This window comes from Roseofilum sp. SBFL, from assembly GCF_017746885.1.
In the GTDB taxonomy this organism is placed as follows: Bacteria; Cyanobacteriota; Cyanobacteriia; order Cyanobacteriales; family Desertifilaceae; genus Roseofilum.
In genome coordinates this window covers 1-14,218 of sequence record NZ_JAGHZH010000122.1, presented here as the reverse complement: position 1 = coordinate 14,218, position 14,218 = coordinate 1, and the positions used below count along the sequence as shown (strand labels likewise).

Annotated in this window: 7 protein-coding genes; 1 reads left to right on the top strand and 6 read right to left on the bottom strand. The window is 45.5% G+C overall.

Annotated elements, in window-relative coordinates:
• Nucleotides 1-77: 77 nt before the first annotated feature.
• A complete protein-coding gene (gene pckA, locus J7545_RS13175; RefSeq protein WP_318698301.1) occupies nt 78-1,733 on the bottom strand; it encodes a phosphoenolpyruvate carboxykinase (ATP) in 1,656 nt (551 codons plus the stop codon).
• A gap of 725 nt (nt 1,734-2,458) precedes the next feature.
• Between pckA and J7545_RS13170 the strand changes: the two genes are divergently transcribed.
• The gene (locus tag J7545_RS13170) at nt 2,459-7,474 is read left to right on the top strand and encodes an SBBP repeat-containing protein (RefSeq protein WP_318698300.1); all 5,016 of its coding nucleotides are present in this window, start codon (nt 2,459-2,461) and stop codon (nt 7,472-7,474) included.
• Between the two features lie 177 nt (nt 7,475-7,651).
• On the opposite strand, the gene pyk is transcribed toward J7545_RS13170, so the two are convergent.
• The 5 genes from pyk to J7545_RS13145 all read right to left on the bottom strand — a co-directional run bounded on the left by pyk (nt 7,652) and on the right by J7545_RS13145 (nt 13,848).
• A complete protein-coding gene (pyk, locus tag J7545_RS13165) occupies nt 7,652-9,076 on the bottom strand; it encodes a pyruvate kinase (protein ID WP_318698299.1) in 1,425 nt (474 codons plus the stop codon).
• 171 nt (nt 9,077-9,247) lie between these two features.
• Entirely contained in the window at nt 9,248-10,729 is a 1,482-nt protein-coding gene (locus J7545_RS13160) for a glycoside hydrolase family 13 protein (RefSeq protein ID WP_318698298.1), read from the bottom strand.
• 40 nt (nt 10,730-10,769) lie between these two features.
• A complete protein-coding gene (locus tag J7545_RS13155; protein WP_318698297.1) occupies nt 10,770-11,846 on the bottom strand; it encodes a LuxR C-terminal-related transcriptional regulator in 1,077 nt (358 codons plus the stop codon).
• A 48-nt stretch (nt 11,847-11,894) separates the two neighbouring features.
• Nucleotides 11,895-12,830 (bottom strand): tetratricopeptide repeat protein, encoded by a 936-nt coding sequence (locus J7545_RS13150; RefSeq protein WP_318698296.1) that lies wholly within the window; start codon nt 12,828-12,830, stop codon nt 11,895-11,897.
• A 31-nt stretch (nt 12,831-12,861) separates the two neighbouring features.
• Nucleotides 12,862-13,848, bottom strand: a complete 987-nt coding sequence (locus J7545_RS13145; RefSeq protein WP_318698295.1) for an NB-ARC domain-containing protein — start codon at nt 13,846-13,848, stop codon at nt 12,862-12,864.
• Nucleotides 13,849-14,218 lie beyond the last annotated feature (370 nt).

The following is a 14,218-nucleotide window of genomic DNA, read 5'->3' as shown; positions in this document are numbered from 1 at the left end:
TGTTTTAAGCATTTGGGGAATAGGGAATAGGCAAGAGGCAATCTTCCCCATCTCCCTATCCCATCAGATCCTAGATTCTAATCAAGGTTCGGCCCGGCTGCGATAATTTTGGGTTCAGCCGTCTTGAAGCGTTTGAAGTTCTCAATAAACTTCTCGGCTAACTGGGTTGCTTGGCGATCGTAAGCTTCTGGATCGCTCCAGGTATTTTTCGGGTTCAGAATCTTCGGATCGACATTGGGAACGCTTTCCGGAACCAAAATCTTAAAGATCGGGTGGGGATTGAAATTCACCTTATCCAGATCGCCCCTCAAAGCTGCCCAAACCATATAGCGGGTATCTTGAATATCAAACCGTTGACCGACACCATAGGAGCCGCCAGTCCATCCGGTATTGATCAGGTATACCGAGGTCGTGTCCTTATGTTCTTCAAGACGTTTGGCCAGCATTTCCCCATAAACCGTAGCTGACAGAGGTAGGAATGGCTTACCGAAACAAGCGGAGAAGGTGGCTTCAGGTTCCGTTACACCCCGTTCTGTTCCTGCCAGCTTGCTGGTATAACCAGACATAAAGTGATAAATGGCTTGCTCAGTCGTCAGCTTGGAAATGGGGGGCAGGACTCCAAAGGCATCCGCAGTCAAAAAGATAACGGCTATAGGATGGCCGCCAATACCCGGAATTACACAGTTGGGAATATAGTTGATGGGGTAAGCACCACGGGTATTTTGGGTTAAGCTGCCATCGTCATAGTCGGGAGTGCGGGTTTCTTCGTCTAGGATGACGTTTTCTAGGAGTGAGCCATAGCGGATAGCGTCCCAAATTTCCGGTTCTTTTTCTCGCGATAGGCGAATGGTTTTGGCATAGCATCCACCCTCAAAGTTGAAGATGCCATCAGAAGACCATCCATGTTCATCATCTCCGATTAGGCGACGGCTGGTGTCAGCAGACAGGGTAGTTTTTCCGGTTCCGGAGAGACCAAAGAAGAGGGCCGTGTTGCCTTGGTCATCCATGTTGGCACTACAGTGCATGGGTAGGACATCGCGCTTGGTCATGCAGTAGTTCATGTAGGAGAAGGCGGATTTTTTGATTTCGCCTGCGTAGAAGGAACCGCCAACGAGGATCAGTTTTTTCGCGAAACTAACAACGATAAAAGCTTCACTATTAATACCGTCAATACCTGGATCGCCTTGTAAACCAGGAACAGCAATAATCGTGAAGTCGGCGTGATGACTTTCTAGTTCTTGAGCGGTGGGCCGGATGAACATCTGATGCACGAACATATTTTGGTAGGCTAGTTCGTTGATGATTCTCACGCTCATCCGGTAATTGGGATCTGAGCCAATATAACCGTCGAAGATGTAGAGGTCTTTGCCTTGAATGTAAGCGAGAACCCGTCTGTGGAGAAGGTCAAATTTTTCGGGAGATAAACCAACGTTGACCTTGTTCCAGTGAACTTCATCGTGAATGAAGGGTTCATCGACGATAAAGCGGTCATTGGGCGATCGCCCCGTATACTTGCCTGTTTCTACACAAAATGCACCATTGGCAGCCAAAACCCCTTCTTTTCGGGCTAGGGCATGTTCCAATAGTTTGGGAACTGCGAGATTTCGATATACCTGTTGGATATTACGAAAACCGAGTTCGTCGAGTCCGTAGTAGGGAGGACGTAGATGGGGCGCTCTGCTATTGGTTTCGGATGGGGTAGTGGCGATCGGTTTAATTGGAGTTTGAACCATAATCTAATCTCCTTAAATTCATGTGACGTTACTTCTTTGTAAATCTTTGTGAATCCTTGCTTGATTCCTTCGATTTACAAGATTCGACCTTTACTCTACCGTTAATCCCCAAGAATGTTACCTCAGCCTCTAATAAAAAATATGTCGAAAATTTACCATTTTTATACTTTATTGAACTCCCACTAAGAAAAACGTTTTTTAAGTCATAAAAGCCTAACAAAAATCTCTCAAAAATCCGCTATTTCTAATATTCTGTAACGTATGGTACAGCGTGCTGTAATCTCGATAACAAAAAAATTTTACTTCGATTCCCTTACTGAAAGTCCTGTAACCCAAGATCCCTCTAAGCCAACCAACTAAAAGTAATTCAGACTTTTTTTAGTCTAAATCTTAAGAAAAACAAAAGTCAAGAACGCCCCAAAAAACAACTCAAACTTACTTAATCAAACGCAACAAGCATTTATCTCTTAAACCATCAATATTTTATTATCTACCTTCTACCATCCATTAGATCGATTAAAAATTAAAAGTTAGAAACTGAAAATTGGGGCAATAGTCTATTCCCGCATTTCCCCATTCCCCTACCCACCACTTCCTCATCCTCCCATTCTCTCCATCCCCAAGCTATGATCGGAACAAACTCACGGGATTGACAAGAAAGATCAAAACCATGGGTAAGCTTTGCTATAGTTAGTTCTGTATAAGAGGTATGGGGTGAGGACAACATGGGAATTAATAGTCAACTACCATCAAACATTCCACAAACAGCACAAAACGACGTACTCCTAGCTTCACAAGCGCTCAACGCGCCCGTTTCTCCCGAAGCTAGGGCACAATTCACTGGACAACGGCCCCTGAGCTTCATCCAGAATGATGGACAGGTCGATGACTCCGTATCCTTCCATGTCCGGGATGGAGACGTGGGCGAAGTTTTCTTTACTCAAGAAGAAATCGTCGTCGCCAATGGTGATGATGTCATTCGGGCTAACTTTGTTGGCTCCAACCCCAATGCCGAGATTAGGGGATGGGAACAACTCCCTGGTATTGCCAACTTCTTCATTGGGAATGACCCCTCCAAATGGCGCACCAACATCGCCACATTCGAGGGAGTAAAGTATGAAGGAGTCTATGATGGCGTTGACGTTAAATATTCTGGTGAAAGCGGACAAGTTAAACGCGATATCTACGTCGCTCCTGGTGTCAGTGTTGACACAATCGCAATCGAGTACGAGAACGTCAATGATATTGAAATTCGCGAAGATGGCTCCCTTGCTCTGATTACCGACACCGGAGAACTAACTGAGAAATCCCCCATCGCCTATCAAATTATTGACGGTCAGCAAATCGATGTCGATGTTGCCTACAAACTTCTCGGCGATAATCAAGTTGGCTTTGAAGTCGGCAGTTATGACCCCAACCATGAATTAGTCCTTGACCCCATCCTGGAATACTCCAACTACTTGGGCGGAAGTTCAGTTGTTTCACTAGATGTCCAACCCTTCAATGATTTCCGGTTAGAAACCCGAACCACAACCCAGACTATTCCAGGAGTTCCTCCCAATCCCCCTAGTACCATTACCAACACAGAAATCGCTACAGTAACCTTCCAGAATGGAACCTATGTTGCTAATGCTACGAATGTTACGGCTCCTGTACCTGCGGAAGATGCTGGTTATGCTATTACTGTAGACCAGTTTGGAGCGGCTTACGTTACTGGGGAAACCTTCTCCGTTAACTTTCCTAGAAAACCACCTGAAGACGTACTAGACCCTTTCACTCGCCCTCTACCTGATCCGAGTGCCGGTAATGATGTTCGAGAAGCCTTTATCTCCAAAATTAATAGTGATGGCAGCTTAGTGTACTCTACCTATATTGGAGGAGCAGATAAAGACCGGGCAAATGATATTGCTGTAGATCGGGCAGGGAATGCCTATATTGTTGGTGAAACGGAATCTTCAGACTTTCCAGCACAAGAAGGGCGTACTACAACCCCCTTCCAACCCTTCGCTGGAGGTTCCCAAGACGCTTTTGTTCTCAAACTCAATCCTACTGGAACCCAGATTGACTATGCGTCTTATCTCGGCGGTAGTGGTTTTGAGCGAGGATCTAGCATTGTTGTAGATCCTAATGGAGCAGCCTATGTTACCGGACAAACCACATCAACTGGACTGGGAACCGCTGGAGTGTTCCAACAAAATACTAATGCCACTAATGGTAGTGATGCCTTTATTGCTAAGGTGAATGCGACAGGGACTCAGTTAGTTTATTTTACCTATGTGGGGGGTCCTGGATTTGAAGAAGGCATTGGCATTGATATTGACAGTACAGGTAATGCCTATATTTCGGGAACCACCCAATCAACTGGTTTAGCGACCTCCGGAGCTTATCAAACGAACTTAGTTGGCTCTAGTGATGTATTTGTCTCTAAAATTAACGCCAATGCCACCCAACAAGTCTATTTCTCCTACCTTGGTGGGGGTGGTGGAGATGTTGCCGGTGGTATTGTGGTTGACGATGCAGGTGCCGCCTATCTGACAGGTATTACTCCCTCCCCTGACTTCCCTACGGGCCGGAATCTCCAGTCGGGACAAATTCGCAACTTTGCCCAACCCACGTTCCAATCTAACTATCAAGGAGGGCAGTTTGATTCCTTTGTCACTAAGTTTAACCCTGATGGCACATCCTTAGCCTACTCTACATTCTTAGGCGGCAGTGGTAATGAAGGGGTTGCTTTCTTACCGCTAACTGCGTCGAGTATTGGTGTAGACGAGGCAGGACAAGCTTATGTTGTGGGGACAACCACGTCCAGAGAAAACAGTGCGAATCCTTTCCCCATTAGAAATGCAGAACAGGCAAATTTTGCTGGTGGTCGAACAGATGCTTTCTTAACCAAACTCAATCGGGATGCCTCTGGGGTAATTTACTCTTCATTTTATGGAGGAGATGGAGATGATTATGGCTATGGAATTGCAGTAGATTCAGCAGGTGCTGCTTATACCACTGGACAGACGGTTTCGAGTAACCTCAATAATAACCGTAATCCCCAGTTGCCGCCTCCTGGGACATTTGAAGTCTTAACTCCTGGATATCAAACTGGCGATCCCAGTCCAGCACGGAGTATTGACTTCTTTGCCAATAGGGTACCTGGGTCGAGAACTCGAATTGGCACTCTCAATGTGGCTAATGAACCCGATGCATTTGTTACGAAATTCTCCTTTGAAGGGGTAATTGTTACTGAATTTGGAGGCAGTGTAAACCTGGTAGAAGGTGGCGTAACTGATTTTATCGGCCTAGAACTATCCACCCGCCCCACTGCTCCAGTTACAATTCGTCTGACTCCTGATAACGAATCCACCATTGCCCCCAATACCGTCACCTTCACGCAACAAAACTGGAATCGTCCCCAAGTGGTACAAGTGATTGCTGTTAATGATGGGGATGTAGAAGGAGCACACCAGAGTACCATTAGTTTCCAAACCGTTAGTGGTGACCCTAACTATAACAATATCTTCGTTCCCTCAGTGACAGCCAATGTCACGGATAACGACACCCGAGTATTGGTTGAGGAAAACCAGCAACCGAATAGGACAAGGGGTTTACTCGTGTCTGAAAATGGAAATACTAATACCTACACTATCCGATTGGCTCAACAACCGGCTCCGAATACGACAGTGCAAGTGGTTTCCTCGCCAGATTCCCAACTCACCGTTGGTGCAAATGGCAACGCTTTAGGAAATACCCCCTTTACTCTAACCTTTAGTCCTACTGATCCCCGAAATCTCTGGAGTAATCCTCAAACCGTGACCGTGGGGGCAGTTGATGACCGAGTCCAAGAAGGGAACCACACAGGACAATTACAACTCTCGGTGACTAGCCAAGATGGACAGTTTAACAACACTAATGCCATCCTGGTGAACGATACCCCCCTCACCCAACAGGGAAATCAGCGCAGTACCCTCACTGCCAATATCTTAGATAACGATCAACCCGATATCTTTGTAACGGTTCCCAGTGGAGAACTAACGACTAGTGAAAATGGTACAGGGTTTAATCTCTCTGCCCGATTAGGCAGTATTCCTACCAGCAATGTGGTTGTCCCGATTACAATTAGTGATACCACAGAAGGGAGGGCAGTTCCTGCCAGTCTGACATTTACGCCACAAAATGCCACTCAACTGCAAACCGTACAAATTCTTGGGGTTCCCGATGCAATCATCGACGGAAACCAATCTTACGTGGTGACGGTTTCCCCAGCCCAAAGTAGTGACCCCAACTATAGCGGACGGCAACCCACAACCAATGAATTTAATGTCCTTAACCTAGATATTGATACCTTTGGTGTGAATGTGACCCCTGTTACGGGTCTGAGGACATCTGAAGAGGCAACAACGGCTACTTTTGATGTAGTGCTCTCTACTAGTGAAGCGCCTCGGGCCAATGTACAGATTGACTTTAGAACCTCTGATACAGGAGAAGGCTTGATTTCTGCGGATGGGCAAACCTTTGCTGAAAATGCTTCCCTGGTATTTAATGCCCAAAACTTTAATGTTCGTCAAAGGATAACAGTTCGAGGGGTTCCCGATGGTATAGTCGATGGTAATCAAGCCTATACGATTCTAAGTACGCCTACGGTTAGTACAGATCAACGGTTTAATAATGTACCCGTACAAAATGTGGCGGTGATTAATAACGATATTGATCGAGTTGGCTTGAACTTTAATCCCAGCAGTGGCTCAACTACAATCAGTGAAGATGGGGCATCGATTCAATATACCGCTTCTTTACAAAGTCGGCCGAGTGCCAATGTGGTGATTAGGGTTCAACCGGATGTACAAAGCTTGGTAACCCCTCAAGTGCTGACGTTTACGCCAAATAACTTTAATCAGGCGCAAACGGTTAGCATTACTGGCTTTGATGACCGCATTGTGGAAGGAAACCACAGCAGCAGGATTAACTTCTCAGTTACCTCTACCGATACAGATTACGGTAATTTAACCATTAACCCAGTAACACTGACCGTTCTGGATAACGATACCAATCGCCCTGGTTTGACTCCTTCTCCAACTCCTGCACCTTCTCCCTCTCCGGGTTTCCCCAGTTTCCCCGCCTTCCCCAGTTTCCCAACTTTCCCAGGATTCCCCTCACCCTCTCCTGCTCCAACTCCACCACCGGCTCCGAGTCCTGCACCTTCTCCCTCACCGGGAACAGGAAGGGCAACTCCCGGTAATGACAATATTGACATGGGCGTGTTAAATATCCGCAGTATTTCTGCCCTACAAGGCAATGATATTGTGATTGGTAGTCCTGGCAATGATTTCATTAACGGTAACCAGGGTAATGATTCCCTCTTGGGTTCAGCCGGGAATGATTTCCTCTTTGGTGGTCAAGATAATGACACCCTGCGTGGCAGTACCGGTAATGATAACCTGAATGGAGATTTCGGAAATGATTACCTGGAAGGAGGAGCCGGTAGAGACTTACTCAGTGGTGGCGCTAGTAATGATGTATTTGTTTTACCGGCCAGTGGTGCGGTGACTACAGTCTTCCAAGCTGACCGGGTTCGGGACTTCGGTAATGGATTTGACCTGATTGGATTAACCGATGGGCTGAATCAAGGGAATATCCAATTGTTGCAGACGGGATCGGATACGGCAATTCTGTTTAATGGGTTATATCTGGGTGTTGTGGAACGCACGACTCCGGGTCAGTTAAACAATCGGTTTATTCCGGTTTCGTTGTAAGGGTTAAGTCTTCTTCTCCCCAAACCCCTCTTCACTAGGGGAATACCTTCGCCAATCGTCAGGAGGCAAGGGGCCCCCAGCCCCTTGTTAAACCTAGTGAAGGCCAACCTACGGGAAAATGGCGAAGGTATTGCTAGGGGAGAGGAGGTGACCAATTACCCATTACCAGCCAGCCAACTATCCCTGAATCCGGTGAATCTTGATAAAATTAGTCCCACGAATTTTCTGTACGGGAGAGCCACCTAAGACCAAGATTTTATCCCCTGGAGCGGCTAAATTTTTAGCTAATAGTTGCTCATTAATTTGCAGAATTAATTGCTCCAAAGAGTCTTCTGGATTTTCCAACAACATGGGTTTTACTCCCCAGACTAAGTTTAAGCGATGATAAACGCGATCGCGGGGAGTAAATGCGACTACAGGCGCTTTAGGACGTTCCGCTGCCGCCAGAGTTGCTGTATAACCACTCGTCGTAAAACAGGCAATACAGCGCAGATCCAGGATCTTATCAATTGTATTCAGAGCTTCACTTAAGGCATGGGTTTCATCAATTTCTGCTGGTGGATAATTAACAAATTCAGCTTCCTTTTCGGTATCCCGAGCAATTCTGACCAACATTTCCACGGCTTTCACTGGATATGCACCCACCGCAGATTCTCCTGAGAGCATCACTGCATCCGTACCATCCATAATTGCATTGGCTACATCCGAAGCTTCCGCACGAGTCGGCCGAGGATTGCGAATCATGCTATCTAACATTTGGGTGGCGGTAATCACCGGAACTCCCTGTTGATTACACAATTGGATAATCCGCTTTTGCAACTTGGGAACGCGCTCTGGACTCATTTCTACGCCTAAATCTCCCCGTGCCACCATCAAACCATCACATTGCTGCATAATGGCTTCTAAATTTTCAACAGCTTGGGGTTTTTCAATTTTAGCCATCACCTGAACATGGTCAGCTTTATGTTCATGCAGAAATTCTCTGAGCGTGATAATATCCTCAGCACTACGAACAAAACTCAGGGAAACCCAATCAATTCCTTGGTCTAACCCAAAGATTAAATCCTGTTTATCTTTCTCTGTCATGGAAGGCAAACGCAGACTTAAAGAGGGCAAATTCACCCCTTTGCGATTTTTCAGGATACCTCCTTCGATTACCTTACATTCTACTTGGTTGCCCTGGATGGACATAATCTTGAGTTCTAATAAACCATCATCGAGCAAAACCTGTGCCCCCGATTGAGCTTCTTCGGCTAAAAAGGGATAATCAATGGGGATGGTTTGTTCTTGGCCGTTATATTCAGCTTCGGGAACCAAGGTAACCGATGCTCCTGGAATTAGGTCTAGTTCACCTTCGGGAAATCGTCCCACCCGAATTTTGGGCCCCTGCAAATCTTGCAATAAGGTCACTGGAATATCTAATTCTTCGGAAACTTGTCGCAGTCGCGAGACGACTTTAGCATGATCGTCATAACTTCCATGGGAGAAATTAAGACGAGCAACTCTCATTCCTGCTTGGACTAATTCTCGCAGCACTTCTAGCTTATTGCTGGCAGGGCCGATGGTAGCAACGACTTTGGTTCGAGAGAGACTTGAGTTCATAGAATATTGCTGGCTAAGAACGTCTATTCTCACCTAGGGTAACAGCTTAAGATTAATCTCTCTTCAAGGAAGGTTAAGAGGACAATAGGCAATAGGCAATAGGCAATAGGCAATAGAGGCGTGCGAGCATCCTGCCCATCTTCTCTATGCTCCGTGTCCCCGTTCCCCGTGTCAATCCATGGGTGCAAGAATACAACCTTGGCGAGGGGGAAGTTGGAGCTGGAGATCTCCATTGTCTGACCATTCGATTTCTGCTTGCCCATAAACTAGGGTTTTGGGGATGTGATTTAAGTTCCTGGGAAAACAGCGCACGGTAATAGCTTCTTCTCCTGCATTGAGGGCGATCATCAGGGTTTGATCGGTTTCTTGACGGGCGAAGATATAAACGAGTCCTTGAGCAAAAATAATGTGATAGGTTCCGACTCGTAGGGCGCGATACTGGTGTCTGAGGGCAATGAGTTGGCGATGGTAGCTGAGGATGTTTGGCTGATGCTCTGCATCGCTGGAGAGACTGCGCTTTTCTGGAGAGGGAAAACTGCGCCGACAGTCCGGATCGATCGCTCCTTCTAATCCGATTTCGTCGCCATAATAGATGCTAGGCGCTCCAGGGAAGGTCATGAGTAGGAGAGTGGCTAATTCGACGCTGGGGCGATCGCCTTGAGCGATGGTGACTAAGCGGGCGGTATCATGGGAATCGAGGAGATTGAGTTGCGCCAGTTGAATTTCCCAGTCATAGAGATGCAGTAAGGATTCGATTTTACTGGCATAACCGGCAGCATCAAGGGCAGGATAGGGTTCATAGGCAGAATTACGGACCAGATCGAGATTGACGCGATCGCCAGCAGTAAAGGCGATCGTTGGAGCAGTAAATAAATAGTTCATGACTCCATCAAACTGGGTTCCATCAAGCCATTGCAGGGCATTTGTCCAAATTTCGCCGACAATATAGGCTTCTGGGTTAATGGCTTTGACTCGTTGCCTAAATTCTTGCCAAAAGCCTTCCACGTTAATACAAAAGGGTACATCTAATCGCCAACCATCGACTCCTAAGCGAATCCAATATTCGGCAATTTGCATAATATATTCTCGCATGTCTGGATTCTGGTGATTAAATTCGGGTAAGGCACGATTATTTGCCCAACCGATATAGTTGGCGGGTTTACTGCCATCATAGGCTGATAGGGGCCAATCTTGGATTTTAAACCAGTCTACCCAAGGGGAATGGGGGCCATTTTCTAGGATGTCATTGAAGTAGAAAAAGCCACGACTGGCATGATTAAAGACTCCATCTAAGACAATTTTAATCTGCCGCTGATGGGCAGCTTCGAGAAGGGCAAAAAAGGCTGGATTTCCGCCCAACATGGGATCGACTTGATAATAGTCATGGGTATGGTAGCGGTGATTACAAGCGGATTGAAAGATGGGGGTAAAGTAAATGGCGGTAATGCCCAAATCTTGTAAATAATCCAGGGTTTCAATCACCCCCCAAAGGTTTCCCCCCTTATAGCCTTGCCCGGTTGGGGGAGAGTCCCAGGGTTCGAGGGGAAGATGGGGATAAGTTGTGCCTGGAGGTGGGTTGCCTTTGGCGAGGCGATCGGGAAAAATTTGGTAGAAAACGGCGTGTTTTACCCAATCTGGTGTCTGAATGTTCATCTGCCACAATCTCCCTGACTCATTGTTCATTATTCATTGCTTAGTGGGGTAGAGATATGGGTTCAGAGTCTGTGTGTAATCCTTGGATTAAGGAATGAGTATCTAGGTTGGTGTCTAGATGTTGCCGAGCTTCTAGCTGCCAAAGGTCAAGTTCTGGCGATCGCCAGGGAGAATGGATAGAACGGGTTTGATGGGAGTCACAGTCTAGACATTTTTGCCAAGACTGGCTGGCTTCTGTAGGTTTGTCTTGGGCTTCGAGGACTTGAGCCAGGAGACAGTGGGGAGCGGCGCGATCGCTATTTAATTCTACAGATTTTCGTAGCCAGGTTTCGGCTTGGGACAGGTCTTTTTTCAGGAAGTAAGCCCATCCTAGGTTTTTATAGAGCGTAGATAGAACGGCTTGATTTTTCACTTGGTCGAGGATGGGAGTAATGCGTTGAATGGCAGTATCTGGATTATGGCTCAAAATGTCTAGGCGGGAGAGGTTGCTGATGGCAGCATGGGCAGCATGAGTTTCGGCTTGAGCTGCTTGATTATAGTGATGGTAGGCGTTGGGAAAGTCGCTGAGTTTTTCATAGGCTGAAGCCAGGTTGTAGTGGACTGCGGGAGAGTCGATCTCGAATTTGAGCGCCCATTGCAGGTAGAATACGGTTCCTGGGAAGTCACCTTGCATATAGGTCTCGTATCCGGTATTTTTGAGGCGATCGCCGATTTGCTTCTTTTGGCTCCTATCACTACTGTCTTGCCAGAGTCGCAGTTTCAGTTCTAGATTCTTGTGAATAGCCTCAATAGGCTGGATCTCTTGCAGTCGATCTAGGATACTGTCATCCCCTTCATTTTGACGGGGTAATGGGGTTTTCAGTAGTTCGGGCTTATATCGATCCACCAGGGAAACAAGATCGGAGCGCTTGGAGCGGCGCTGTCCGTTCTGTGACTCAGAATTGGCTAAACCGAATTGATCGACAATGCGCTCCACATGCTTGCGGATAGCAGGTTCGCCAATGCCGAGAGCCTCTGCGATCTTCGCGTCTGCCTCACCGGAAAGAATACCGTTGAGGACTTGTTGACGGCGATGGGTTAATTTACTGTAGACTTGTTCAAATTCTTCTTGATTCATATCCTATCTTTACCCATTACCAGCACATATTCTCTGCGCGATCGCAGACTATTCTATCTTTTGTGCCAAAATTTTCTCCTTAAAACAGGCTGCCTCTTCTCTAGTTAAAGGAATTTCAATACCAGCCGCCCGTTCTGCCTGTGTTGCCAATTCAATTGCCTCAATCTTATCACCTTCAGCTTCAGCTACTTTGGCCAAAGCCAGTAAACCTCTTGCGATCGTATCAGTTCGGTTAATCTTTCTACTAAGATCGATCGACTCTTGATAATACTTTTTGGCATTCTCATGATCTTGTTGCACAAAATACCATTGCCCCGAATTAATCAGAGGATCGGTTAAGTAATATTCGTAAGATGGATCGTCAATAGAACCTAAAAGATCTATTGACAAGCTCAGTTCTCGGCAGCTACTAGCTAACTCATTTTCATTGAGATAATATATCCCCAAGAGATTATGTAACTCTGCTTCTGAACAAGTCCAAAGATTCCAAAGATCTCGATCTTCCCGATATATTTTTGTTCGTTCTTCAATCGCTATACTCAAAGCATTTCCATAGTAATTCAATGCCATTTCTATTTGTTGCTTCTGAGAATACAAAACGCCCAAATAACGTAAAGTTCTACACTGCTTCTGAGTATCTTTCAAGGATTCGTACCTTTGCAATGCTTGGAGAAAATTATTTTCCGCAACCTCAAAGTTTCCCCACTCCATGTTAACCCATCCAATTTCATTCAGTGCCTGTGCTTCTTCTGGCACCTTGTTCAGCTTTTGTGCGACTCTGATGACCACATTACTAAAATCATTAAAATCATGCCAATAGCCATACTCGAACAAAGGATCTGTCAGCGCATCCCAAACTTTCATGAAAACAGAAAATGCTCGTTCCCTATCTTCATTTTCTAGTAAACACTTTTCCTCTAAACTTCGGAGCAAATTAAACAAGTTCTTTCTTTCTTCTAAAATATGTATGTCTATGGAAGACATGTCTCTTTACTCCTTAAATAAAAGATTAACCTTACCAATTGATACCCAGTTTCCACTGAGCAATATTTTCTAACTCTTGTAAATCGGGTTGCCAGTTATCCACTAAGCCACTTCTCAAGCTTCTCCTAACCCAAGGATGCAAGTCATAGCGATAATTCCCTTCAACATCTGTGACATTTTGAATCAAATACCACTGCTTTAACTCCCGTTTCGCTACACACCAATCTGACCGCTCGATTTTTTGAGTTCCTAATAATTCATCTAAAGTTATACCAGCATCCGCTTGTTGACCCATATAACGCAATACATTTTTAGCTGAATCATTCAAATGTTTCCATGCAGTTTCTAGAGAAAACTTATAGAAGTTTTCCACTTCTCCACTCGCTTCTTCTAAGGAAGACAAAACCGGTTCTAAATCTTCATCATACCAAACACGTCCGACGATAAAATGCAAGGCTAGCGGTGCGCCACAAGATAATTCATATATTCTTTGTAAATTGCGTTCGCTAGCATTTAACAAAGCAGAAATATTATTATTCTTTGCCTCATCTTGCAAAAGGGCATAAGACCATCTTTGTTCTAATCCTGGAACATGCTTCAATCCTAGATAGGGAACTTTCTTTTCAATACGACTGGTTAGCAAAGCTCGACTAGGATTAAGCATTTTGACCAACCGAGGTAGGATTTCTTCAATATTTGATGTCTCAGCATTATCCAAAACCACAAGTGTTTTTTTCTCTCTTAATTTTTCCTGAACTTTCTGCTGAGTACAACTTAGTTGATGGGCTATCTGATTAATAAACTGGTTCCAAGTTAAAGTGTCGTCCTGATTGGTTTGGCTAAGGGTTCCATCAACAAATTCACTTTGCCTAGCGGTTACCCAAAGAACCTCAGCGAAAAGATTCTGTTCGAGGGCTGTCTGGGCAATTTGACAAGCTGCCTCTGTTTTTCCATAGCCTGCCGTGCCGTTCAATGATAAAATTAAGGGCTGTTGAGGATCTTTAAGATAATTTAGCACTTCAGTCGTGAGAATTTCTCGACCCCAGACTCTCCGACAACGAAGGTTGGGTATCCAGATTCCTGTACGATCTTCAGGATTCGTTTTATCAATGACTTCTTCCCAGTTCAGTGATAAAACTTGGCAGTAAGTCAGGTGAGTTGGGGAGACTTATTCTTCAATTTCTCAGGACAAGACCTCAATACCGCTAGTGCTAATGGGAATCTATTTGGTGTTCGCTTTTCCAGTAATACAGCACTTTTCGATGTTATGAGGTACAGTAATCGAAATTTTCCTTGAGAGTGCCTTCCCATGAAAAGCCGAAAGAATGGGCATTATAGCGTGAAAAATGGTTTTCCTATTACCTATTACCTATTACCTATTACCGCGC

Bases quoted from the DNA above. Each gene is read 5' to 3' on its own strand.
- pyk (WP_318698299.1), bottom strand. From the start codon at position 9,076: ATGAACTCAAGTCTCTCTCGAACCAAAGTCGTTGCTACCATCGGCCCT.
- J7545_RS13170 (WP_318698300.1), top strand. From the start codon at position 2,459: ATGGGAATTAATAGTCAACTACCATCAAACATTCCACAAACAGCACAA.
- pckA (WP_318698301.1), bottom strand. From the start codon at position 1,733: ATGGTTCAAACTCCAATTAAACCGATCGCCACTACCCCATCCGAAACC.
- J7545_RS13155 (WP_318698297.1), bottom strand. From the start codon at position 11,846: ATGAATCAAGAAGAATTTGAACAAGTCTACAGTAAATTAACCCATCGC.
- J7545_RS13160 (WP_318698298.1), bottom strand. From the start codon at position 10,729: ATGAACATTCAGACACCAGATTGGGTAAAACACGCCGTTTTCTACCAA.
- J7545_RS13150 (WP_318698296.1), bottom strand. From the start codon at position 12,830: ATGTCTTCCATAGACATACATATTTTAGAAGAAAGAAAGAACTTGTTT.